20 protein-coding genes are annotated in these 23,748 nt (G+C 49.6%); 7 read left to right on the top strand and 13 right to left on the bottom strand.

Translation table 11 applies throughout. The features are described from left to right. Positions 1 to 75: 75 nt before the first annotated feature. Positions 76 to 1,044, top strand: a complete 969-nt coding sequence (locus OHJ21_RS18395) for a type I phosphomannose isomerase catalytic subunit (RefSeq protein WP_100539515.1) — start codon at positions 76 to 78, stop codon at positions 1,042 to 1,044. Positions 1,045 to 1,100: 56 nt separating this feature from the next. Then, positions 1,101 to 2,078, top strand: coding sequence for an alpha/beta hydrolase (locus OHJ21_RS18400; protein WP_100538982.1), 978 nt, complete (start codon positions 1,101 to 1,103; stop codon positions 2,076 to 2,078). Positions 2,079 to 2,223: 145 nt separating this feature from the next. On the opposite strand, the gene OHJ21_RS18405 is transcribed toward OHJ21_RS18400, so the two are convergent. From OHJ21_RS18405 to recQ, 3 genes are all read right to left on the bottom strand, one after another. Next, complete coding sequence (locus OHJ21_RS18405; protein WP_486020799.1) at positions 2,224 to 2,400, bottom strand: hypothetical protein; 177 nt, start codon at positions 2,398 to 2,400, stop codon at positions 2,224 to 2,226. Positions 2,401 to 2,625: 225 nt separating this feature from the next. Further along, positions 2,626 to 4,398, bottom strand: a complete 1,773-nt coding sequence (locus OHJ21_RS18410) for a B12-binding domain-containing radical SAM protein (RefSeq protein WP_100538983.1) — start codon at positions 4,396 to 4,398, stop codon at positions 2,626 to 2,628. Positions 4,399 to 4,449: 51 nt separating this feature from the next. Further along, positions 4,450 to 6,330 (bottom strand): DNA helicase RecQ, encoded by a 1,881-nt coding sequence (recQ, locus tag OHJ21_RS18415; protein WP_100538984.1) that lies wholly within the window; start codon positions 6,328 to 6,330, stop codon positions 4,450 to 4,452. 187 nt (positions 6,331 to 6,517) lie between these two features. Here recQ and OHJ21_RS18420 point away from each other — a divergent pair, with 187 nt between their 5' ends. The 3 genes from OHJ21_RS18420 (at position 6,518) to speD (ending at position 9,043) form a co-directional block, all read left to right on the top strand. Continuing rightward, positions 6,518 to 7,300, top strand: coding sequence for an AraC family transcriptional regulator (locus OHJ21_RS18420; RefSeq protein WP_100539516.1), 783 nt, complete (start codon positions 6,518 to 6,520; stop codon positions 7,298 to 7,300). Positions 7,301 to 7,389: 89 nt separating this feature from the next. Then, positions 7,390 to 7,851 (top strand): SRPBCC family protein, encoded by a 462-nt coding sequence (locus OHJ21_RS18425; protein ID WP_486020801.1) that lies wholly within the window; start codon positions 7,390 to 7,392, stop codon positions 7,849 to 7,851. 376 nt (positions 7,852 to 8,227) lie between these two features. Continuing rightward, a complete protein-coding gene (gene speD, locus OHJ21_RS18430) occupies positions 8,228 to 9,043 on the top strand; it encodes an adenosylmethionine decarboxylase (RefSeq protein WP_100538986.1) in 816 nt (271 codons plus the stop codon). A 76-nt stretch (positions 9,044 to 9,119) separates the two neighbouring features. On the opposite strand, the gene OHJ21_RS18435 is transcribed toward speD, so the two are convergent. The 4 genes from OHJ21_RS18435 to OHJ21_RS18450 all read right to left on the bottom strand — a co-directional run bounded on the left by OHJ21_RS18435 (position 9,120) and on the right by OHJ21_RS18450 (position 13,583). After that, positions 9,120 to 10,934, bottom strand: coding sequence for a response regulator (locus OHJ21_RS18435; RefSeq protein ID WP_486020804.1), 1,815 nt, complete (start codon positions 10,932 to 10,934; stop codon positions 9,120 to 9,122). A 77-nt stretch (positions 10,935 to 11,011) separates the two neighbouring features. Beyond that, entirely contained in the window at positions 11,012 to 11,593 is a 582-nt protein-coding gene (locus tag OHJ21_RS18440) for a sensor domain-containing protein (protein WP_100538988.1), read from the bottom strand. A 554-nt stretch (positions 11,594 to 12,147) separates the two neighbouring features. Next, entirely contained in the window at positions 12,148 to 12,954 is an 807-nt protein-coding gene (locus OHJ21_RS18445; protein WP_486020806.1) for an MBL fold metallo-hydrolase, read from the bottom strand. A gap of 23 nt (positions 12,955 to 12,977) precedes the next feature. After that, complete coding sequence (locus tag OHJ21_RS18450) at positions 12,978 to 13,583, bottom strand: winged helix-turn-helix domain-containing protein (RefSeq protein WP_100538990.1); 606 nt, start codon at positions 13,581 to 13,583, stop codon at positions 12,978 to 12,980. Positions 13,584 to 13,887: 304 nt separating this feature from the next. On the opposite strand from OHJ21_RS18450, the gene OHJ21_RS18455 reads away from it, so the two are divergent. After that, positions 13,888 to 14,403, top strand: coding sequence for a hypothetical protein (locus OHJ21_RS18455; RefSeq protein ID WP_100538991.1), 516 nt, complete (start codon positions 13,888 to 13,890; stop codon positions 14,401 to 14,403). A gap of 82 nt (positions 14,404 to 14,485) precedes the next feature. Here OHJ21_RS18455 and OHJ21_RS18460 read toward each other — a convergent pair whose 3' ends face one another. Together OHJ21_RS18460 and OHJ21_RS18465 are read right to left on the bottom strand one after the other, a co-directional pair. Next, positions 14,486 to 15,340 carry a VOC family protein gene (locus OHJ21_RS18460; protein WP_100538992.1) on the bottom strand — a complete coding sequence of 285 codons (855 nt, stop codon included), beginning with the start codon at positions 15,338 to 15,340 and terminating at the stop codon, positions 14,486 to 14,488. A gap of 224 nt (positions 15,341 to 15,564) precedes the next feature. After that, positions 15,565 to 16,008, bottom strand: coding sequence for an Rrf2 family transcriptional regulator (locus OHJ21_RS18465; RefSeq protein WP_100538993.1), 444 nt, complete (start codon positions 16,006 to 16,008; stop codon positions 15,565 to 15,567). Between the two features lie 428 nt (positions 16,009 to 16,436). Between OHJ21_RS18465 and OHJ21_RS18470 the strand changes: the two genes are divergently transcribed. Next, entirely contained in the window at positions 16,437 to 17,321 is an 885-nt protein-coding gene (locus OHJ21_RS18470; RefSeq protein WP_486020808.1) for an LCP family protein, read from the top strand. Between the two features lie 135 nt (positions 17,322 to 17,456). Here the strand turns inward: OHJ21_RS18470 and OHJ21_RS18475 are convergent, their stop codons facing one another. From OHJ21_RS18475 to OHJ21_RS18490, 4 genes are all read right to left on the bottom strand, one after another. After that, a complete protein-coding gene (locus OHJ21_RS18475; RefSeq protein WP_164817510.1) occupies positions 17,457 to 17,621 on the bottom strand; it encodes a hypothetical protein in 165 nt (54 codons plus the stop codon). Positions 17,622 to 17,736: 115 nt separating this feature from the next. Then, a complete protein-coding gene (locus tag OHJ21_RS18480) occupies positions 17,737 to 18,657 on the bottom strand; it encodes an AEC family transporter (RefSeq protein ID WP_100538995.1) in 921 nt (306 codons plus the stop codon). A gap of 1,296 nt (positions 18,658 to 19,953) precedes the next feature. Continuing rightward, the gene (locus OHJ21_RS18485) at positions 19,954 to 23,082 is read right to left on the bottom strand and encodes a hybrid sensor histidine kinase/response regulator (protein ID WP_394054193.1); all 3,129 of its coding nucleotides are present in this window, start codon (positions 23,080 to 23,082) and stop codon (positions 19,954 to 19,956) included. 153 nt (positions 23,083 to 23,235) lie between these two features. After that, the gene (locus OHJ21_RS18490; protein WP_486020810.1) at positions 23,236 to 23,727 is read right to left on the bottom strand and encodes a hypothetical protein; all 492 of its coding nucleotides are present in this window, start codon (positions 23,725 to 23,727) and stop codon (positions 23,236 to 23,238) included. Positions 23,728 to 23,748 lie beyond the last annotated feature (21 nt).

Raw genomic sequence — 23,748 nt, forward strand, 5'->3', positions numbered from 1 at the left:
TAAGTTCTAGGAGAGGTGCCGCACTTTACAACATCCATAGCATATTCCAAACATGATGAAAGGTAGATGATTACCATGACAAAACCATATCCATTGTTGTTCCAACCCGAATTTAAAGAACGTGTGTGGGGTGGCCGTGCCCTGGAGCAATTCGGCTTGGATATTCCTGAAGGACATATCGGAGAAGGCTGGATGATCGCCGACCATCCGAACGGTACAACCAGCATTGTGAACGGTGAACTTGCCGGCCGCGGTCTTGATCAGGTTCGGGAGCAATTCGGACGGGAGTGGTTTGGCAGCAAAGGATTCTCCGAGGTTAACGGACGTTTTCCGCTGCTGATCAAGCTGCTTGACTGCAATGACAACCTCTCCGTTCAGGTCCATCCGACCGATGACTATGAGGGGCTTCCGAAAGGCGAGCTGGGCAAGACTGAAATGTGGTATGTGCTGGATGCGAAGCCGGACGCCAAAATCATATACGGTCTGAAAGAAGGCGTCAGCCGCGAGACTTTGAAAGAGGCCATGGAAAACGGCACGGTTATGGACCAGCTGCAAGAAGTGTCCGTAAAAGCCGGAGATACATTCTACATACCTGCCGGTACGGTACATGCGCTGTGTGCGGGCGTTGTCGTGGCGGAAATTCAGCAAAATTCGGATACCACCTACCGGATTTTTGATTATAATCGACCAGGGCTGGACGGTAAGCCGCGCGAGCTTCATATTGAGGACTCCTTAAACGTGACGGCCTATGAAGGATCGGGCGCAACTACCATGAGCACGGAGGGAACCGCTCCTGGAGAATGGCTTGAGCTTGCCAAATCTCCTTATTTTGTAGTTGAAAAAGGCGTTGTTAACGGTGCCTGGTCCTTGTCCACTTCAGTTGAAAGCTTCACGATCGTGGTGGTATGCGATGGTCAAGGAACCCTCAGCTGGGATAACGGCTCCATCGATTATACCTCCGGACAATGCTTCCTGCTGCCAGCTAACCTGGGTGCATATACATTGGATGGGCAATCTACGGTTCTTCGTTCCTATCTTCCTTAAACAGGGTATAAATAATTGAAATAACCATTCGTTTTTGTGGAGGTGTTAGGCCTGTAATGCAAACCGACACGTTTACGATGCTGAATACGCAGGGCATGCATGTTTTTGTATATCAATGGCTGCCCGAGCCGGACCACCCTATTCGTGCCATCGTGCAAATTGCGCATGGCATGTGCGAAACCGGCATACGATACGAGGAGCTTGCCGAGTTGCTTACAGCACACGGCTACGCCGTGTACTGCAACGACCATCGGGGTCATGGACAAACGTCCGGCCTTACGCTTCTCGGCGATGCCGGGGAGAATGGATTCGAAGGGATGATTGAAGACCTGCTGCTTCTTGCTTCCGAGCTTAAAAAGCGCCATGGGGATGTTCCACATTACTTGATGGGTCACAGCATGGGATCTTTTTTGACCCAAAAGATCATGTGTTCGAACGGCCGATTATTCGACGGATTCATGCTGTCCGGGACCAACGGTCCCCAGAGACTGCTAGCGTTCGGTTTGAATCTGGCAGCGGCCCAAATGCGCCTCCAAGGAAACACGCACCGGAGTCTGATGCTGAACGCCATCGTGTTCGGCCCTTACAACAAAGGTTTCGGTCCTATTCGCACTCCATTTGATTGGTTATCCCGGGATGAAGCGGAAGTGGATAAGTATATCAACGACCCCTACTGCGGTCAGGTATGCAGCGCTCGTTTCTTCCATGATTTCTTCAAGCTGCTGTCCCAGATTCATAAACCTCAACTGATGGAATGCCTTCTAAAGGATAAGCCGGTCTATATTTTCTCGGGCGAGGATGATCCGGTCGGACACCGCGGTAAAGGCGTACGACGGTTGATCGAATTGTACCGGAAACATGGCATTCAGGATCTTGAATACCGTTTGTATCCCGGCGGCCGCCACGAAATGCTGCATGAAATCAACCGGGATGAAGTAGCGGCACATGTTCTCGACTGGCTCGAACGGCACACAGCGGGATCGCATGAGACAGCAGACACCGCAAGAATCGAAACGGATGATGTAAAAGAATGATGCAGGACGAATTAAAAAGGGGGTGTCCCAAAAGGTCAATTGACCTTTTTGGGACACCCCCTCTGTCTGTTGTATGACGCTTTTTTTTAATCAGACAAGCTATCCGTCAAGTAAGTAAACCTACTTAACGCGACAGCCCAGCTTCTTACTCTTCTTCGTTCGGCGTGCGGTCGATGATCAACTGCGTGACCTCGGTGTACTCGCCATGCGCTACTTCATCCTCCGTAGCCTCTTCGCGCAGATCGTCATTGGTTTCCATGCCCGGCGCAATGCTGGGCTCGTCCTGCGGATGCTGTTCCCGCCCCTTCTGTTTCCCGTTCATAAACATCCCCTCCTCATCGGTTGATGCGATTAGAATACCGATCCCAAGGGTGTTTTATTCCGGAACGCCCAGGATACCGTCCGTTACGATAACGAGGGGGGCATGATCACATTTTCAATCCTATCAGTCCTTACCTATCCCTAAACCTTGAAGAAAGATATTTTGCCAAAACGGACAAGCCGCTCGTTTCAAGTTCCGATAAAGGGTTGTCCTTCGCTTCCTCTACTATGCCTGCTTCGCTAACTCCACAGGCATGGTGTAGTACTGTGGCTGCCCTGTTTCGTTCTGCTGGTACAATACCAGCAGCATCGTTGCATGGTCGGCGTTGTCCGGGAATCCGGTGCCGCCCTGGATGGCATCGCTGAGGTTAAATGGCAGCACCTCGATCATCGCATGTTTCTGCAGATCGCGCTCCGTAATCCCCAGATCGGCAAAACCGGCGGATAGGGCCGCAGGTTCCTCAACGATTTTGCGAACATTGGCGGTCCACTGCGCTTTGTCCTGGGTATGATCCCACCATATTTTCCGCGGTTTATACTTATGGCCCAGGAAATAATCAAACTTCATCAGACCGGAGACAACGTCCATATGCGGGGTCTTCCGATCTTCAAGGAAAGCTGTTAAACGGGTGAACAGGTCCTCGAGCTGATGGCCGATTTTCTGCCAGCCCTGTCCTTCCCAGTAGTCGCCAAACTCTTGGAAGAAATCAAACGGCGACGTAAATTCATGCTTCATCAAATAATTCAGGGTATGGTCCATCCGGTGCGCATTCCAATACTTCTCCAGCACATCCTCCAGTCTCTTTAATCGGACGATATCCGAGAACGGAAGCACGTCGCTGCCCAGAATCTCATACGGAGCATGATCCATATAAGTGTAGTTATACTTGTCCGCATCGATCCGCAGCCCGGTTCCCCGCAGCATCTTCAAGAAGCCTAGCTGCAGTTCCTCCGGCCCAAGCGCAAATACGTCGTTAAACGTTTTGCGGAACGTATCGTAATCCTCTTCCGGAAGACCTGCGATCAAATCCAAATGCTGGTCGATTTTGCGGCTGTCCTTGATCATGGTCACCGTGCGCGACAGCTTGGTGAAATTCTGGCGACGCTTCACCAGCTCGTTTGTCGGATCGTTGGTTGACTGCACCCCGATTTCAAACCGGAAAATGCCGGGAGGCGCATTATTCGCCAAATAATCGAGCACCTCGGGACGCATGATATCCGCCGTGATCTCAAACTGGAACACGCAGCCGCCATGGTTTTCAATCAAAAACTCGAACATTTCAAGCGCGTAATCCCGCTTAATGTTAAAGGTGCGGTCTACGAACTTGATCAATTTCGCTCCGTTCTCGATCAGGTAGAGAATATCCGCCTTGGTCCGTTCAATATCGTAATAGCGAACCCCCACCTCAATGCTCGACAGGCAGAACTGGCAGCTAAAGGGACAGCCCCGGCTGGTCTCGAAATAGACCACCCGCTTCCCGAGATGCGGGATATCCTCCGGAAAACGATGCGGGGAAGGCAGCTCCGCCAGAATGCTCTTCGGTCTCCCGGGATTCACAATGACTTCGTCCTGCTTGCGGTAAGCTACGCCATAGACGAAATGATACTTCCGGTCACCTTCTATCGTTTGCAGCAAATGGTGGAAGGTCTCCTCGCCTTCACCCATGACGATAAAGTCGACATTGTGCAGCCGGTTCATCCAATACTCCGTATCGTAGGATACTTCAGGTCCACCCAGTATGATCGTGACCTCCGGCATAATCTTTTTCACGATGTCGATCACTTTAATCGTTTCTTCAATATTCCATATATAACAGGAGAATCCGATCACATCCGGCTTGCGCTGGAACAGGTCGGAGACGATATTCATCACGGGGTCCTTAATCGTGTACTCCGTCAGTTCGATATCGAAATCCTTCTCGCTGTATGCTTTCAGGCAGCGAATGGCCAAGGAGGTATGAATGTACTTGGCATTCAAGGTTGATAGTATGACTTTCATGGTAGGGTCCACTTTCCTTCTAAATTAGTTTCTGCCGGTTATGCCAGCCTATTATTCATAGTCGTACAAGTCGTCACCGACACTCGATGTGCCCTGACCATTCAGGAAGAATTCCAGGAACGGACGGCCGTATTTACGGAATTTCACTTCGCCGACCCCTTTGACATTCAGCATCTCATCCTCGCTTTGCGGGCAAACCACACTCATCTCCCGCAATGTTGCGTCGTTAAAAATGATGTAGGATGGCACATGCTCTTTGCTTGCCAGCTCACGCCGAATCAAGCGCAGCTGCTCGAACACCGTCTCGTTGACGGCTGACGGCGAATAATCGCGGCGGCTGCCGCTGCGCTGGCTGCCTGCGGCTTTGGAAGGACGCGGAACGCGCTGCATCACTTCGCGCTGCCCTTTTAACACATCGGCCGCCTCGCTTTGCAGTTTCACGACAGGGTATTGGCCTTCCGTCAGCGCCAGGAACCCTTCCGAGATGAGCACATTGATCGTCTCGGATATCTCCTTCTCGGTCCGATTCGACATCACGCCGTAGGTTGGAAGGCGGTCAAAGCCGTATTCCAGCACTTTTTTCGCCCGTGAGCCCTTCAGCACGGAGGCGACCATAGACACGCCAAAGCGTTCGCGCATCCGGTGGATGCAGGAGAAGATTTTCTGAGCATCCACCGTGATATCGACAAGCTCCCGGTCATCCGTGCAGGAGCTGCACGTACCGCAGGGCTTATCTTCGTGCTCTTCCCCGAAATAATCCAGCATCGCGCTGCGCAGGCACCGGGTGGTGTAGCAGTAATCGATCATCTGCTGCAGCTTCCGGTAGTCGTTCTGCTTGCGCTCACCCTCCTGGGGATTCTGTTCGATCAGAAATTTCTGCGTCATAATATCCTGGGCGCTGAACAGCAGTATGCACTGGCTGGGCTCCCCGTCCCGTCCGGCGCGACCCGCTTCCTGCACGTAGGACTCCATATTTTTCGGCATATTGTAATGGATGACATACCGGACGTTGGATTTATCGATCCCCATACCGAATGCGTTCGTTGCCACAATAACGCGAATATCGTCATAGAGGAAAGCCTCCTGGCTCTCCGCTCGCTCCGCGTCACTCATGCCGGCATGGTATCGCCCCGCAAGAAGCCCCTTGGCTTGAAGGCGCTGGCATAAATCATCCACCTCTTTACGAGTGGCGGCATAGATGATTCCCGGCTGGTGGGTATGCGAGGCCGCATAGTCCAGCACAAACTCCCGCTTGTTCTCACCGCGAAGCACCGACATCTCCAGATTATCGCGTCCAAGACCCGTCACGAACACCTGCGGCTGTTCCAGTCGAAGCAGACGCTGCATGTCCTCCATCACTTCAGGCGTGGCCGTGGCCGTAAAGGCTGCCACAATCGGACGGTTCGGGAGCCCTTTAACAAAAGGAGCGACCGAGAGATAGCTGGTCCGGAAATCATGCCCCCACTGGGATACGCAGTGCGCTTCATCGACAGCCACAATCGAAATGTCGAGACCGGCCATCTCCTCCCGGAACCAATCCAGTTCAAGCCGTTCCGGAGCGACATATAACAGCTTCAGTTCTCCGCGCTTGGCCGCACGTATGCGCTCGTTCACTTCCTTGCCGCTGAGCGTGCTGTTGATATAGGCTGCCGCCACGCCCGCTGTTGTGAGTGCATCCACCTGATCCTTCATTAAGGAGATCAAAGGCGATACGACTAACGTCAGACCCGGACACAGGAGCGCCGGAATCTGATAACAGATTGATTTGCCTCCGCCCGTCGGCATAATCCCGAGCGTATCCTGACCCGTCAGTAGACTGGCAACGATTTTTTTCTGGCCCTCCCGAAAATCAGGATAGCCGTAATATTTCTGCAGATAATCCCGCGCTGTATCCATATTCATCGATTCTCTATCATTTGTTTCCACATTCATGGATAAAAACTCCTTAATTCACCTTGGTTTTCCGTTTCGAAAAGCCTTTATCCTTTAAGTTTAACGGCCTTTCCATGAATGGGCAACCGAATCGGGGAAGGAAATTGCATTCGACAAGGAGAACTTCATAAATGTGGAAAAAGGCTTGCTATCATGTAAAGCCCAAAAAATGAAGTTGGTGATCCTAATGAATGACGCACATACCGAAGCCGTAAATCAAACCATTCAATATATGAAGGAGCATCTGGACGAGCCCATGACGACCGAGCAGCTCGCCGATCTAGTGGGATATAGCCCCTTCCATTTCTCCAGAGTATTCAAACGAGTAACCGGCATATCGCTCAGGCAATACCTGTCCGCGCTCCGGGTTGAATCCGGCAAAATTGAGCTCCTTCAAAGTCCTTCCCTGCTTGTAAAAATCGGAATGAGCATCGGTTTGGCAAGTCCAGGCACCTTCAATACCCGCTTTAAGCAGTTTGTCGGTCTGTCCCCGAAAAGGTTCCGCTCCACCACCGAGTCCCTGCATCGTTACGTGAATCAATATGAGCATAAGCCATTAGCCTGGGCAGAGGAAGAAAGACATGCTCTGCCCAGAATACATTGCCGGATCGAAGCTCCCGAGGCATTTCGCGGCATGATTTACGTCGGTCTGTTCCCAAGACCCGTGCCTGATCAGAGGCCCGTTTCCGGTACGGCTGTCAATAAGAACCGAACCTGTATCCTAACCGGCATTCCAAACGGCACGTATTATATGCTGGCAGCGGGCATCCCCTGGAGCCTTAATCCACGGGATTATTTTCTGCTGGGCAAATCTTTGCGCGGCAAGCTGGAGGATCCTGTCCATATCGACGAAGGAACCGATCTCGCCGTGAAGATTACCTTGCGCGAGCCTCTGCCCTACGACCCGCCGATTGTTGTCAATCTGCCTTTGCTCTTGTTTGAGAAGGATCGGAATAACAGCGCAAGGTAGAAGAATTTTTGAAGCCCATGTCCATTTATAATGGAACTGCAAGAAGCATTATCCGAAAACAATGAGCGCTAAACGATGGAGGAATACATATGACCATTGTTCAAGAAACCGTGATTCAGGCCGATGTGCATCTACTCTGGCGAGCATGGACGGAGTCTGCTAGGATAACCGAGTGGTTTGCGCCGGCTGCGGAAATTGAACCGAAGGCGGGCGGGAAATTCGAGCTTTATTTTAACCCCGCCAATCGTGAATCGATGTGCACCGCAGGCTGTACCCTTTTGCAGTATGACGAGCCGCATATCCTCGTTTTTGAGTGGAAAGGACCCGATCCCTTTGCGGAAACGATGAATCAGGGGAATTTGACCACGGTCAAGGTGTCTTTTAGACCTGAACAGGACGGCGGCACGAGAATCACCTTGGAGCACACGGGCTGGAAGGATACCGAGGCGTCGCTGCAAGCCCGGGAATGGCATGTGGATGCATGGAGAGGCTTGCTGGCCAGCTTAAAATCCAACATGGAATCCGGTGAAGGCATTTTATGCTGCCAATAAAGCAAGGTCTTTGATCCCCCGCAGCCCTGCCCTCCCGGTTTATACAGCGCGATCCGGGACCCTTTTAGCAATATGAACGAACTACTGGAATTCGCGGAGTAATCGTGACGTTTGGGAAGCATGATGGTTATCGGTAATACAGATCCTATAGGAAAAAATGAAGGGACATGCTGCATGCGCAGGGTGTCCTTTTCTTGTTTTATATTCCGAGTCTTGTCTCTATCATTCCAGAACCATCTGTTAATGTTGAACCCGATGCGGGTAAGAACATATTAATGTTAACGCAGAAGGCGACGCGCGGGCAGACTAGGAATCGCCGGTTTCGGAAATAATAGGTACTCGAACTGATATATTAATGACACAAGGGGAAATTCATATGGATATGACACCAGAAGAACGCGTTACCCTGCACGGGTTCAACAACTTGACGAAATCGCTCAGCTTTAATATGTACGATGTCTGTTATACGAAGACCCGAGAAGAACGAGAAGCGTACTTAGAATATATTGATGAACAATATAATGCGGATCGACTCACAAAAATATTGAGCCATGTGGCCGAAATCATCGGAGCCCATGTCCTGAACATTGCCAAGCAGGATTATATCCCGCAGGGCGCCAGCGTGACGGTACTGGTCTCCGAGGGCCCCGTCGTGGAGGTGCCGGAGGAATCCTATGACGAATCGCCGGGTCCATTGCCGGATAACGTGGTGCTGCAGCTGGACAAAAGCCATATTACCGTCCATACGTATCCGGAATTCCATCCGGACGAGGGGATCAGCACCTTCCGGGCTGATATCGACGTGTCGACCTGCGGGGAAATCTCCCCGCTCAAAGCCCTGAACTACCTGATCCACTCCTTTGATACGGATATTATGACGATCGACTATAAAATTCGGGGCTTCACGAGGGATATTCACGGGCACAAGCTGTTTATCGACCATGAGATCAGCTCCATTCAGAACTATATTCCAGACGAAGCCAAGGATTTGTTTGATATGATTGATGTCAACGTATACAAGGAAAACATCTTCCACACCAAATGTAAGCTGAAGCAGTTTGATCTGGACAATTATCTGTTCGGTTACACAAAGGATAAGCTATCCGATGCCGAGCAGCAGAAAATCACCGAGCGCATCAAACTGGAAATGGACGAAATTTATTACGGCAAAAACATGGACCGCAGTTACTGATGATGGACTCCTGATGGGTTTTCATCAACATGTGCTTCCATAGAGGGAACATAAATGAAATAAAACCAGGCTGGGCTCATAAGAGTCCGGCCTGGTTTGCAACTTCTACCGCTTCGTCCCGGTTGCGGACGCCCAGCTTGGCATACAAAGTCGAGGCATAATTCCGCACAGTCCCGTCTGAGAGATACAATTTCATCGCAATCGCCTTGTACCGCAATCCTTGGGAGAGATACTTCAGAACCTCAATCTCCCTTGGTGTCAGATCATATAACTTCAGAAGTGGAGAGGACGCTGGATCGGCTTCGATTACAGATGCTGAGCCACCCTCTTCCTTCATGAAATCGCCCGCTTCCCCATCGAAGAGCTTCGCCGAAATCGCCGGATCCATCAAGGTCCCCCCTCGATACACGATTCGTATGTTCTCGGCAAGTTCACGCGGCTCCATCGACTTCAGTAAATAACCGTCCGCTCCGCCTCGCATGGCTTCTACAGCTTTGCCCCTCTGCTCAAATGTGGTGAATATGATAATCTTCACTAACGGCCAACGTTGTTTGATCAACCTTGTGGCTGTAATGCCATCCATCACGGGCATCTCCAGATCCATCAGCACCAGCTGGGGGTTTAGCTTCTCACACATGTCCAAGGCATGTTCCCCATGTTCTGCACGTCCTACCACCTCAAGGTCCTTCTCCGATTCCAGAATGATGCCAAGACTCTCCCTGATAAAAGGTTCATTATCCACCAACAAAAGCCGGATGACTTCATCTGCAGGCTCCGAAATTCTAGGCAAGCTGCAGGTCACGACGGTTCCTGCCTCAGGAGTCGAATAAACCGATAATTGGCCTTGATGGCGATAGGCCCTTTCCTTCATGGCGCTTAAACCGAAACCTTCCTGGATTTGCACGCTTCCACTGCCGTTATCCAGAATTTCAAGCCGGGTCTGCTGCAATTCGAATTGAAGCACGGCGTCAACCCTCGTCGCATTACCGTGACGCACACTATTCGTTAAGGACTCCTGAAGACAACGGTAGAAGGTCATTTTGGCCTGCCGGGATACCGGGTACTCTTCACCAAGCACTCTAAGTCCTACCTTTACCCCGGTATTGCGCTCGAAATCCTCTGTCACCTGTCTCAGTGACTGCACCAAGGGAAGCTGCTCTTGCGGTGAATCCAGCTCATGCAAATACCCTCTGACCTCATCCAGGCTTCTCCGCGTCAGTTCCAGCAGATTGGACAGCTTACGCTGAGCTGCTGCATCTGTTTCCGTAGAACGAAGGGTTTCCAAGCCCATGATGACCGCAGTATACGTATGGCCCATCGTATCATGCAGTTCCTTGGACACGCGTTCCCGTTCTTCCAACAGCGTGACCCGCTCGACCTGAGATAAATACTGCTCCAATATCGTATTATGTGTCCGAATCATTTCGTTCTGGCTGTAGTTGGCCATCAACAGATGAAAGGCAAATCCTAATGCAAACGCAAAAGCAACATGCTCGATCATCAGTATCAAATCCGTTGACGGGGCATACAGCTTGATCAGTATTGGAACCAAGATAGCCGCAAGGGGGCCTGTCCATCTGTACGTCGTTCCATAACTGTTCGCAGCCATCAGAAAAGCCGGAATGATAAACGACAAGTAGGCCCCCGGGAATAAGGAAGTCAAATAAACGGCGATTCCGCCTGATAGTAAAATCTCGGTGATCAAATATGCTTTATGATTCAGAAGCAGACACAACCAGGGTATCGAGAAGGCTGCCAATTCCCACATGACGACGATCCATAATGCTACGGTAAACTGGTTCCTGAACTCTATACATGTGATGATTAGGGAGATGCAGCCCATCATGCGAATAAAGAGCATCGCCCAGTCGTACCACTTCCATTGTTTCACTATATCAAACAAAAGCTTTCACTCCCTGCAGTTCCTTCACGGTTCCTCCCTAATATGACACGGCCCCAACAGTGTGTCTACCTCCAAACCGAAAACATCCACTGCGTGTACCGGCCTGTCCATCTCGCCGCTCCCTTAGCTGCCCATGACCCTGCATAAGCAAACAGAAGGCCGACTCCCATCATAAGCAGGGACTTGGGCAAGGTATCGATGCGAATATGTCCTACGTTGATATCCGCAAAGGAACTGATACATGGGGCCAATATCCATAGAATGGGAACGATAAAGAAGATAACGGCACTGAACAAACTAGCGATGCCAACGATAAACTTCAGCATGAGCACCGATACGGCTTTCCAATTTCGGATGTCGGACAGCTCCACTTTAGCCTGACTCCAGTAGGAGCCGGATGATGTTCTCTTCATAACAGGTTCGATCGTTATGTCCGTATAAAACTTCGCCTGGATCCGATCGTAATTCATGAAGGTCCGTGACGTTCGCATGACAAAGGTGAGAACAGGTATCCCGATCAGGGTGAAACTCATGCTGAAGCCAAATACAAGGCCTACAAGATAGTAGCAAAAGTAAAACACTCCAGTTCCAAAAGTCAGCATCAAAAAACAAAAGTTTAGCAGGTACTCCCTCAGCCATTTCTTCATAGATTAGACTCCTTTCATGTCTTATGACCTTGATATTTCTGTATCCTACTGCACTCGTTGTCATGTGCAACAGTGTCAAAATGTCATATGACACGCCTTCCTAAAGAAGTGACCGAATGTTACTGCCCGATATGACACACCATCAGCCATACTGTGGGAGATCAAGCCGTTCGCTCATTGCTCGGAGTTCCGGATGAAGCATGAGGTCAATAAGCCCTGTACCCCTCGGTGCAAGGCTTATTGATCTTCTCTTTTTTATGTATGGCTACCGGAATTAACTCTGTTTTTTTGTATGTTGTCATTCTCTAATGTTCCATACAATGAAAGTTTTCGGTGATTGGAGAAAAGAACTGGTGGTCCGGGCCACAGACAGCTCGGCCCTCCGGATCTACCTGAGCACCGAGCGCGGATGGATTTGTCGTACCACGCCGAGATGCTCATCAACATGTGGAAGTAGCTTATCTTCTGAGAGAATCGTTTTTGCGTAAAAAAAGCCGCCCTCCGGATCCAGATTACTTCGGATCTGCAGGCGGCTCTTTCTTATAACGGTGCTATTAAAATTGAACCGAAAATCCGTTGAACCGGTGAATGCCCGTTCCAAATCGGACAAGGTCTTTTTCCCGCAGCTCTCGAACCGCCTCTTGAACCACGGCCAGCAATGCCGGGTCCAGTCCAAGTGTATTGTGAGAACCATAAATTCGATTTACGCCACCGAGATTCGCGATCCGTTCCAGTGAGCTTACGAGATCCTCCGGACTTGTCGTTGGATAAAAAGCATATACCGGCGTCTCATCATACAATAAATCCCCTGTGAACAAGTAACCTCGGTTTATATCCAATACCGCGATATGCCCGGGAGAATGGCCCGGTGTGTGGTAAATGACCAGACTTCGTCCGCCAAGCTCGATGACGTCTCCATCCCGAAGCAGGCCGGTCGGCTGCCCCTGATAAGGGGTATAGGTTGCCGGATCAAAGGAAGCTGGTACCGGCCTCGTGATATCGCGTGATATGTCCTTGCGGATTTGTTCAATGGAAAGCTTCTGAATGCCGCTGACGAGCCAGTCTTCCTCAGCCTCATGCACATAAATCTCCCCGTACTGCCCATGACCGCCGATATGATCTGCGTGAACATGCGTGGTTAGCACGATCATAGGTAAATCCGTCAGCTGATCCGTCATCCGCCTCATGTTGTCGATGCCGAGGCCCGTATCGATCAATGCAGCACGCTCGTCCCCTATCAACAGAAACGAATGCACCTTCTCCCAATGTCCGTATTCACTGATTGCAAACGTGGCTTCATCCAGCTGCGATACGGTAAACCATGCATCATCGATAACGACGTTATATTGATTATTCTCCATATGTACTACTCCCCCATCAAGGATTATCGAACGGTGATATCCTCCTGATCATCTTGAAATGCGATCAACGACATATAGTAATTCTTTTCTTCTGCGGACAAAGGCGTACTGCCTGTTTCGGCCGTCTCCATCGTGAAGTGTTTATTCATGAGCTGCTTGAACTCGTCCACAAAAGCATGGAAGCTCTCCTTTGTTGCATGAAAGCGGTAGGTTCCCGCAATGTTTTTCCTGTGGTGTTCGCTCGCGCTGTTCAAGGTAAAAGAGGAGGCCGGTGCGTTCTCGATTTTCGTCCGGGTAACCTCGAGCGTCTCCATAAATACCTGTCTGGACGTTTCCACCAAATCCAGGCTTGGCAGCAAATGATCCTCCGGTATGAAGCGGCTTGCGACGGCACGATAGTATTTCTGCACGATACCGTTCTTCTCTTCCTTCCGCACCACATGAATGATGCCGTGCTTCTCCAGCTCCTTCAGATGAAAATAGATATTGTTCCGTGTAATGTCCAGTATCTCGGCTAGCTGCTGTCCAGTGTAGGCATCCTTCACGAGATTCATCAGTATCTTAGTACGCAGTGGATCGGCAATCGCTTTGAGCTGTTCATGGGTTTTAATTTTATAGATACCCGTCATTTTTATTTTAACACCTCCATATATTTTACCGGTAAATTTATTTTTACTGTTATTCGTGTTCATCCTATCATGACTTTTACCCGTGGGTCAATCTTGCTGCTCCTAGGATTTTTCGGTTCTACGCAAATTGGAAATCGAGCGTGGGTCAACATGATACGATTAAGGCAATACTGTTATAAAACGAAGGAAATCACGCGGAGAGATCGCGGCTCATAGGCCCAGTATGTTGCCCTTCAACACCTGAATTGTGATATATTATTCCCAATCGTATGTATGTCATTATGATGTTCAAAGGATGTGCCTCATGTTTGACCCGACAATATTCGAAAATTTAAAGGTTGGCATCGAAAATGCGGTCTACGACCTCGACAACCTCGATGAAATCATTCGTGTTACCGATCGAAAGGATCTTCTGGATATGGCGACGTTGTCCAGAAGTTTTAGCCTCCGGTTCGAGCTGGCTGCGCAATCCACGACTTCGGCCGAAATTTGCCTGGAGACCGGGCTCCGGGATTTGGCGGCCGAGATTTTGGAAATTCCGGAGGGTCAGCCGGCCTGCGAGCTGAAGCTCCGCTTTCATAAAAACATCGCTGATGCTTCCATAGCTTGTCCGGCTATCACCAAGATCATAAAGGAGATATGGAATCCGGAGCTTCCGCCGCTGCAAACGTTACGGTACACCTACAGCGATGATCCGGCACCGCTCCACAACACGATCGAGCTTCGCTTTCCCCGCAGGATCAACGAAGAACAGATGGGAGATATCCCGAATATATTGGAGTTCATGCTTCGGACGCTGGAGGAACTAGACCGGATATAATTTCCTTGATAAAGATAACGGATAGCTCATAAAAATAGCCTGCCCGCTAACATAGCGGACAGGCCTCTTCGACTTTTATTATTTAAGCAACAACCAATCGGATCCAGATATCCGAGGGATCTTGAACGGCCCAGACACCATCGCGCTGCTCCAGACGCAGCCCCGCCTCATGGATACGGCCGGTTACCGCCTCAAGCTCCTCATGGCTCGGAAGCTCAATCGTATAATCTTCCATACCCGCAGCGCTCCGTGGAGTGTTCGGTACACCGAGTCCTGCCCAAACATTGAGCCCGATATGGTGATGGTATCCTCCTGCGGATATAAACAACGCAGCGCCTCCATAATGGGCTGTCAGCTCAAAACCCAGAACATCGCAATAAAATACGCGGGCATCGTGCAGGTCGGACACATGGAAGTGTACATGCCCGATAACGGTCCCTTCAGGAAGTCCATACCATTCCTTGTCCTTGGAGAGAGCCAGCAGCCCCTCAACATCAACAGGATCCGTGGTCATCACATATTCTCCTTTGGCATCACGCTTCCAGGTATCCCTTGGTCGGTCGGCATAAATCTCGATGCCGTTTCCGTCCGGATCATTAATGTACAATGCTTCGCTGACCAGATGATCGCCTTGGCCGACAGGAATGTTATGCGCGATCAGGTTGGCAAGCGCAAGCCCGAGCGATTCCCGATTCGGAACCAGGATCGCAAAATGGTATAGACCTGCCGTCCGGGTCTGCGGTCTTACCAAATCATGAATCTCCTCTACAATCAGCAGCGGCTGCTTCCCGTCTGCCGTCAATTCGGCAATACGGCCATGCTGGCGAAGCATTTTCAAACCGACGACTTCCGTATAAAAGCGTACGGATTGTGCCAGATTACTGATCCGCAAAGAGACCGGTCCGAGCTTTGTGGATGGATGTATAATAGCTGTCATATTCTCACTCCTTGAATGGTGTTGTTTGTTTTGTTCATTACATATATTCAGGTCAACGAGAGGCTCAACTTGTAATCAAATCAGTTACATCTTACTTGTAATCATTATAGTTACAGGACAGCCTCGTTGTCAAATCCAGTAATTTACAGGTGAACCAAAGAGTCTCCAATGGTTGGCCAAAAGAAAACGCCCATCCTACATAGGATCGAGCGTGTGATTTTCGCTTATTCATTTGATGTTTCATTCGCAGAGGCATAAATTTTCCGGACGATTTCTTCCAGATCCACCTCATGCAGCGTGTTCTCCATGGCCTTCTGGGCGGCTGAAAAAACAGGAACGATCGCCGTTTGAATATGTTTGCCAACAGGACATTTCGCGTCTGAATTCGCATGAATGCCAAACAGGGAATCCTCCTGCACGACATGAACGGCATGATAAATATCCAGCAGCGTAATCTCGGACGGATGCTTTGCCAGCTTCGCTCCCGCTACGCCAGGTTTAACCTCGACCAGGCCCGCTTTGCTCAGCATACCTACAATGCGCCGAATAACCACCGGATTCGTGTTCACACTCTCCGCAATATAATCTGAGGTACTGACGCCAGCCTTATTCATCTCCAGCACGGAGAGAATATGAATGGCCACTGCAAATCGGCTGCTTATGTTCATGTGACCCCTCCTGACGGACCAAATCTTCAGATGATTAGCATGTAACCATCATAGTTACATTAACCCCTAAAGTCAACGGTGAAGCCGCTGTCCTATAACCCAAAATCAGGTGTTACATATACAAATTTCAAAATATATGGGATATAATGTAATTTTATGTTGATTTTCCTGAGTTTTTCACTATAATTATCACAAATGTATTGGTAAATTAACCCTATTTAAACATAATCCAGCATCCCTGCATGATCCCAAAACATTCAAGGAGGAAATCCATGGATCCCAGCCAAAATCGAAACGAAACGTATCCTATCAGACGTCCTCGAAAATCTAAACACCATATCAAACTCAAAAAATGGATAGGAATATCCTTATCTATACTGATTCTCTTAGGCGGACTAGGTTATATTTTCAGAAAAGAATTGTCCTGGATGGTGTTTCATGCTTTTTTCGCGAAAGATATCAAACATACGCTGGACCGGTCCTACAAACCTGTTGACAATCCTGATTCGTCCGAGCCTGTTGCCGAGGCAACGAAACCATTCTCGGTCTTGCTTCTGGGCGTTGATCAACGCGAGGACGAGCCTGCCCGCTCCGACACGATCATCTACTCTGTCATCCGGCCAGACCTTAATAAAATATTGCTCGTCTCCATTCCCAGGGATACATACACCGAAGTCATCGGCAGGGGAGTCACCTCCAGAATCAACTCCGCTTACGCCCACGGCGGCGCCAAAATGGCCATTGATACGGTTGAGCATCTGTTTCAGCACCCTGTCGATTATTATGCGGCCATCAATTTCTACGGATTAACGGATATCGTCAATGCGTTGGACGGGATTAAACTCCCCATCGATAAAGTCATCGAGAACAAGAAGGCGAGTCACATCAAATTGCGGATCGAGCCCAACAAGCCGATTTACGATGGCACAGATGCATTAAATTATGTCAGATACCGGGAAGATTCGGATTTCAACCGCACCATGCGTCAGCGCATATTCCTCAACTCCTTAATGGATCGGGTATTCGAATTGAAAAATATAACGAAAATCCCGGAGTTGATTCATATCGGAGGCAGCAATCTTACGATGGACTTAAACTCCGATTTCATTCTCAATCTGGCCGAAAACCTATTTTTTAATGACTCCCCACCTACATTTGAGAATTACATGCTGAAGGGAAAAGATTTAGTGATCCGCGGCGATTACTTCTATGATCCGGACGATTCGGACATCCGGTATATTCAAGAACTGCTCGCCAACTGGTCTGATGAAGAGACCAAGCTGGAAGATTTGATGATCCCAGCTGCGAAGTAAAGCTCATCACTCCAGGCTAGGTGAATCGCCTGACTAGAAGGTGAAGTTGATATAAAAAAAGCCGATCCATGATAAAAAACCTCTCTTTCGCGTTCCACGAAAGGGAGGCTTTTTAACGAATACCATCTGCTCCATTTAGAACATCGGAAATACGTATTTGATAAGGAAATACAAGAATCCAAAGAAAATAATCAGATAAGCAACATACTTAATCAACGTAGATGCTACCCTGCTGGAGTCGTTACGCTCCTCGATATTACGGGTCTCGATCTCCACGTCTCGGTCACGCTGCCTGCTCATAGTCTCCACCTCCATCCGATTCTTTTAGTTGCAGATGATGGTATCTCTTGACGCTTACTACTCTTTACACACACGTCTTGAGATTGAACCAATCTTCAGGCAGGAGATGGCAGGCTTAGAGAAAACCGATCATGGCAGGCAGAACGATAAAGGAAGCCAGTGTAGTCCACAGAATGCACCTGGATACCAACTTGGGTGCGGCATCGTATTCTTCGGCAAGGATTACCGCGTTCACGGCTGCAGGCATCGCCGACAAAATCAGGATAACCGCAAATAATGTTCCCTCAATGGATAAAATCGCGAGCAATCCCCATGCCACCAATGGGCCCACCAGCATTCGCATCGCCATGCCCGACCAGAATCCACGCTTGGAGACGGCGGAAGCGCCGCTCTCACGAACCCCCACCATCTGGGCTCCTAGGATGACAAGAGCCAGCGGCGCATAAGCCGCGGACAGCATAGAAACGCCGGTATTCAACCCTTCTGGAAGCTGAAAGTCCGTCAGCCGGAAGAGTACGGCGAGTGCCGCCGCGTAGACCGAGGGGAGAGTAAACACTGATTTGATCGCCTTTACAGCCGAAAAATGAGATCTCGCTGCCAGATACACCCCTAATGTATTCATAATGATAATCTGTACGATGACATACACAGAAGCTTTATCCAGCCCTGCTTGCCCGAAGGCAAGCAGGACGAGGGGAAGCCCGTAATTCACGCTGTTGGTAAAAATAGTGGTCAAGGCGAGCCCCGATTTCTCTGTCTGGGACAAGCTCAGCATTTTACCGGCGAAGGCACTCAGCGCCCATAGGGCGATCACATTCAACAAGCAAAATGCAACCGTTACCGTGACTTCATTCGAGGTAATCGAAGCCTTTTCCAGCGTCTCGAAGATCAGAGCCGGGCTCAGCACATATAAAGACAGGGCCGAAAGCCCCTTGGTTTCAATGCCCTTAAACCGCTTGAGCAGTGCTCCGCCGATGACGGGCAGCGATATGGGCAGGAAAACACTATAAATCGTAACTAAGAAAGAAGAGATCATGAGGTCCACCTTTATTCAAAGTAAAAAGTCTTGATCCGCCGCGGTTGTCATTTCAACTAACGTATCCCGTTGATTGAGCCAAAATGATCGATTATTTTCACTTTAGGAAACTTAATATCTTCTGACGGATTTATAATCGCCAGAGCCTGATGATCCACCCGTTTTCCGTTGATCTTTACGTCGCTTCAAGAGATGGCTTCTTTGTCATAAGGTCGACGGCCATCGGAAGCATGCCCCGGACCACGCAACGTGCGCACAGAGAACTGTACGCACAGGGAGTAGTGCGCACAGGGAGCAGTGCCACGTTGTACAGTCAGCAGCGCGCACAGGGAGCAGTGCCCACGGGCACAGGCAGCAGAGCCCTCGGTGCACAGGCATTAGATCAACTCCGTGCGGACCGTGATTCCGCTATTTGTAAGCAAAGGTGCTAAACATAAGGTTAAGCGGACACGTGTTCCGCTATTGCCGGCATACTACACCATAAAATAGGGAAAAGCCGAGAATAACGGATTAGGTGTCCGCAAAGCCTTGAATTTGGCACAGTTGTTGGAAAATAGCGGACCTCCTGTCCGCATACATCCGTGCACATTGCCCATCATCCGTGCATATCACCCATCATCAGTACACATTGCCTATCATCCGTGCATATTGCACATCATCAGTGCACATTGCACATCATCAGTGCATTCTGCACAGTCATCAGGCGCATATTGCACATCATCAGCGCATATCGCACATCATCAGCGCATATCGCACAGTCATCATCGCATTCTGCACATCATCAGTGCACATTGCACATCATCAGCGCATATTGCACATCATCAGCGCATATCGCACAGTCATCATCGCATATTGCACATCATCAGCGCATATCGCACATCATCAGCGCATATCGCACATCATCAGCGCATATCGCACAGTCATCATCGCATTCTGTACATCATCAGCGCATATTGCACATCATCAGCGCATATTGCACATCATCAGCGCATTCTGCACATCATCAGCGCATATTGCCCATCGATTGTCCGACGTTTATATGATTGAATCGGTGCTGTCATTTCCCCCTCTTTCGGGAAAATGGTGATATTCATGGGTAATAAGAGCGCGACGGTTGATCCGGATTCAAGACCGGGAATTCGGTTACGTAAGTTTTATTTTTTGCCATCAACTAACTACGTCTCCGTATCTTCCCTAGGAATAATGTACATGGATCATTATCTCTCCATCCTAACCCATACCTCAAGGATTCGTCCAAGATTCATAGACTATAGGTTTAATAGGCTTAGGCTTTCATTATGCCATCTTCCTGATGACAAACGACACCGTGGTTCCTCTGTCCCTTGTGCTGTCGATCATGAGCCCTTGCCCATAGACTTGCTTCAAACGCCGATCCGTGTTCATAAGGCCGACTCCCTTGCCGGTACGCTGTCCGCTTCCCAGCATTAAGCGGAGCTTCTCGGGATCCATCCCGGCACCATCATCCGCAATAATGACCTTGGCGGATTCAGCTTCACTTACGATGCGGATGGTTACGGTGCCTCCCTGGGTCCGCGCCAATACCCCGTGAACGACCGCATTTTCCACAATCGTCTGCATGGTCAAAGGGGGAAGCTTCCACTGCTGAACAGCGACTTCCTCGGAAATATGCCAACGGACACGCAGCCGTTCCCCAAACCGCTCCCCCTCGATATACAGGTATGAGCGAACCAAGCCAAGCTCCTGCTCCAACGGGATAAAACGCTCCAAATTGCTGATATCGTAGCTGGCTCTCAGATAGTGGCTGAATTCTCCAATCAGCGCAATCATCCGGGAAGGATCAATCTCACTAAGAGAAGCGATCGAATTTAAGGTATTGTGCAGAAAATGCGGCTGGATTTGAGCCTGGAGCCAAGCCGCTTCCATATGCAGCCGTTCTTTAATGGACCGCTTCAGCTCCAGCAGTGCGCGTACCCTTGTTTTTAATTCAAGATGATCCACCGGCTTTATTAAATAATCGTTAGCTCCGGAGATGAAGCCCATATGGATATCCTCAGGCCGGTTTCTTGCAGTTAGCAGCAGAATCGGAAGCTCCGATATCATATACCTCTGCCGAATCGTCCTGGACAATTCATATCCTGACATCTGGGGCATCATCACATCGGATATGATGAGATCCCATTCTCCCTGCTCCAATAATTGAAGGGCTTCCTCAGCCCGGGTAACGGTCACGATCTGATACCCTTCGTCTTCAAGCAAATGATGGATAACTTTTAGGTTAACCGGATCGTCATCTACGATAAGCAGCCTGCCATCGGTTTGACGAGAAAGCTTCTTAGCCTCGGATTCGGCATCATCCTGTTTATCTGACATGTTAGATAGCCTCTCCTTCTCTTTCTCTGAATTTGAAGCCGAGGAGCCCGCAATAAACTCCTGTTTATCCGTATTCTCCTGCCTCATCATATCGTCCACTTTCAACGTGAACGTAAAGGAACTCCCCTGTCCCGGAGCCGATGACACCGAGAGTTCTCCTCCATGCAGCTCAACCAGCTGCTTGCAGATGCTCAGTCCAAGCCCCAACCCGCCTCCCGCCGCGGCAAAGCTGGAGTCTCCCTGCTCATAGGGAAGGAATATCCGTCTTAATGTCTCTTCGTCCATCCCCATCCCCGTATCAAGAACGTGGACGCAGGCCCTTCCATCAACGACATCGGCAGCCACCGCGATCCGGCCTGACTCCGTATATTTGATTGCGTTGTGAATCAGATTGAATACAATCTGAACCAAGCGGCTTTCATCCGCCCATACCTTGGGAAAGTCATCCGCGATCTCGCATACGAGCTCGATTCGCTTGCCCTCCGCCATCGGACGGAGCATATCCAGCACGCCTTGTGCAGCCGAACCGAGATGGATGCTCTGCACATTCAACCGGATCCGCTTGTCCTTCAATAACGAAACATCCAGCAAGTCATCCAACAGCAGCGACATCCGCCTGCCAATGCCGGTAATGAGCTCCAAGTGATTGCGATCCTCTTGCTGAAGTAAACTCCCTTTGCGTTCCAGCAGCGTTTGCGCCATATTAATCATGCCATGCAGCGGATTTCGCAGCTCATGGGACGTATTGGCCAGAAATTCATCCTTCATCTTGTCTGCCCGCTGCAGCTCCTCTGCCTGTTCCCTCAGCACCACAGTGTTTCGGGCAAACCGGATAAACCAGAAGGAAGCAAATCCGAGAAACGCAGCGATCAGGTCAATCGGGTAATAAGGCAGCTCCTTAAAATACCGAAACCTTAAAATTCCGCTTAGGATAATGTTGCAGGAAACCGCAACCGCCGACAGCAAGATAAATATGGCCGCTTCCGTCCGCTCGCTGACCGCCTTCCTGGCAATCGAAGGCAGGAACAGCACCGAACTTATTAATACTAATGATAAATAAGTAGAGAGATGCACCATCAGATGAAACGGCAGCAGCAAATAGGCGACGGCATACGAAACCACAAAGATCGTATAGGCCCGGTAAAATCCTTCTTTGATTTTCGGTCGGAGCAAGTGCTTGGTGCACAGAATCAAACATAAGGATATAGCCACATAAGCAACAACCTTAAGCTTCACTGACCATTCGAAACGGATAGCCGGCTGCCAAACGAGCAGGAGCTTATCATCGTCAACCAGCGTAGCCAGCAGCGTAAACAGGATAAGAGCCGCAAAATAAAACAGGCCTTTATTCCGATAGCCGATTAGATACAGAATGAAGACATACATGACATGAAGAAATAGCACAATGCACACCAGCAGCTGCATGTTCTCCGAGAATGCTTTCCCCTTCATCACCGCTTCAGCTGTCCCAAATTTGATCGGCAGCTTGATGCCGCCTGAATCGGCATATTGATAATTGCTCACTTCCAGGATGATATCCATCTCTTCATTGGCAGCTGGAGGGATGAGTTCGACATGGGGTACGATTCTTGCCACATGGGTCTCCGGCTCATCGGAGGGATGACCGGATTCGTACAATAACTCGCCGTTTACATACAAACGATAGGCCGTACGGATATCGGTAATCCAGAGGCCGTAAGCTACGTTACGTTCCGGTATGAGCAGCTTGAGACGATAGGTTCCAAAGCCGATTTGGTTCCCGTTCTCGTTTACGCCTTCCCATGGACCGGGAACCTGTATCCAGCGCGGATCTGCGACAGGCTGCCGCTCCCCTTGAGATAATCTATCCGGGCCCATCCACTGATTCGGATAAAAGGCCCATTCCCCGTTCAGCGCGACCGTATTCCGTGAATCCGCCTGCCAATCCCGAAGATCCAGCACGCCTTGCTGAAACGGAACTTCCTCAGGGATCATGATGATTTTAAAATACGCCAACCGCACGGAAAGTAAGATGACAATAAACAGAAAAGTAATCCCCAGCAGCCTGCTGCCGGAGATCGGTTTCGATTTCAAGTTGGAATAGGTCGACAATAATAACAGTCCCTTTTAACATATTGTAAAAAAATCAACAACACTACATAACTGTCCATTATTTTACATCGTTACGGAGCTGTTGTCTGTTCCTTTTCCATAAAGTCCAATAAATAAACGGGCCGGGTCAGGCCCCTATACAAACGATAAGGTCTTGCCCGGACGCTGCAGCGGCTGGTGCGGACATAATTCCGCAGCGGATACATACTTCACCGTATAGTAAGAGTAGAATCTTTTTCTCCCGGATGCTTCATAGATCCACGAAAAAAAGTCGAAAATTGAATCATCCACCCATTTTCCGTTGTACTCGATTAACGACCGCAAATAGGGAATTTGGAGTTTCACTCCCCCGTCCCACATGAAGATAAATGTGTTAACCTCGGCATTTTTTTGCAACAAAAAATGAACGGTACGGTCATCCAGCAAGTACTTTTCCTGACCACACAGAAATACCGGACCCTCATCCGTAGCAACGATGCCAATCCGTTTGCCGTTGAAGTGAACATAGAAACCTCTGCAATGCTGGAGGTCCTTCTCCGCATCAAGCTCGATCTCCCGAAACGTTCCAAGCTCCAAACCCATGGCCTTATACAGCGAAGATTCCTTAAATTTCCGAATGAATTTCATAACCGAATCATGTACCTCCCG

Origin of the sequence: Virgibacillus sp. LDC1, from assembly GCF_025792345.1 — a bacterium.
Classification (GTDB): Bacteria; Bacillota; Bacilli; order Paenibacillales; family Paenibacillaceae; genus Paenibacillus_AQ; species Paenibacillus_AQ lautus.

Bases quoted from the DNA above. Each gene is read 5' to 3' on its own strand.
- OHJ21_RS18490 (WP_486020810.1), bottom strand. From the start codon at position 23,727: ATGAAATTCATTCGGAAATTTAAGGAATCTTCGCTGTATAAGGCCATG.
- OHJ21_RS18405 (WP_486020799.1), bottom strand. From the start codon at position 2,400: ATGAACGGGAAACAGAAGGGGCGGGAACAGCATCCGCAGGACGAGCCC.
- recQ (WP_100538984.1), bottom strand. From the start codon at position 6,330: ATGAATGTGGAAACAAATGATAGAGAATCGATGAATATGGATACAGCG.
- OHJ21_RS18455 (WP_100538991.1), top strand. From the start codon at position 13,888: ATGTTTGACCCGACAATATTCGAAAATTTAAAGGTTGGCATCGAAAAT.
- OHJ21_RS18400 (WP_100538982.1), top strand. From the start codon at position 1,101: ATGCAAACCGACACGTTTACGATGCTGAATACGCAGGGCATGCATGTT.
- OHJ21_RS18460 (WP_100538992.1), bottom strand. From the start codon at position 15,340: ATGACAGCTATTATACATCCATCCACAAAGCTCGGACCGGTCTCTTTG.
- OHJ21_RS18480 (WP_100538995.1), bottom strand. From the start codon at position 18,657: ATGATCTCTTCTTTCTTAGTTACGATTTATAGTGTTTTCCTGCCCATA.
- OHJ21_RS18440 (WP_100538988.1), bottom strand. From the start codon at position 11,593: ATGAAGAAATGGCTGAGGGAGTACCTGCTAAACTTTTGTTTTTTGATG.
- OHJ21_RS18425 (WP_486020801.1), top strand. From the start codon at position 7,390: ATGACCATTGTTCAAGAAACCGTGATTCAGGCCGATGTGCATCTACTC.
- OHJ21_RS18470 (WP_486020808.1), top strand. From the start codon at position 16,437: ATGGTGTTTCATGCTTTTTTCGCGAAAGATATCAAACATACGCTGGAC.
- OHJ21_RS18395 (WP_100539515.1), top strand. From the start codon at position 76: ATGACAAAACCATATCCATTGTTGTTCCAACCCGAATTTAAAGAACGT.
- OHJ21_RS18465 (WP_100538993.1), bottom strand. From the start codon at position 16,008: ATGAACATAAGCAGCCGATTTGCAGTGGCCATTCATATTCTCTCCGTG.
- OHJ21_RS18410 (WP_100538983.1), bottom strand. From the start codon at position 4,398: ATGAAAGTCATACTATCAACCTTGAATGCCAAGTACATTCATACCTCC.
- OHJ21_RS18475 (WP_164817510.1), bottom strand. From the start codon at position 17,621: ATGAGCAGGCAGCGTGACCGAGACGTGGAGATCGAGACCCGTAATATC.
- OHJ21_RS18420 (WP_100539516.1), top strand. From the start codon at position 6,518: ATGAATGACGCACATACCGAAGCCGTAAATCAAACCATTCAATATATG.
- OHJ21_RS18450 (WP_100538990.1), bottom strand. From the start codon at position 13,583: ATGACGGGTATCTATAAAATTAAAACCCATGAACAGCTCAAAGCGATT.
- speD (WP_100538986.1), top strand. From the start codon at position 8,228: ATGGATATGACACCAGAAGAACGCGTTACCCTGCACGGGTTCAACAAC.
- OHJ21_RS18445 (WP_486020806.1), bottom strand. From the start codon at position 12,954: ATGGAGAATAATCAATATAACGTCGTTATCGATGATGCATGGTTTACC.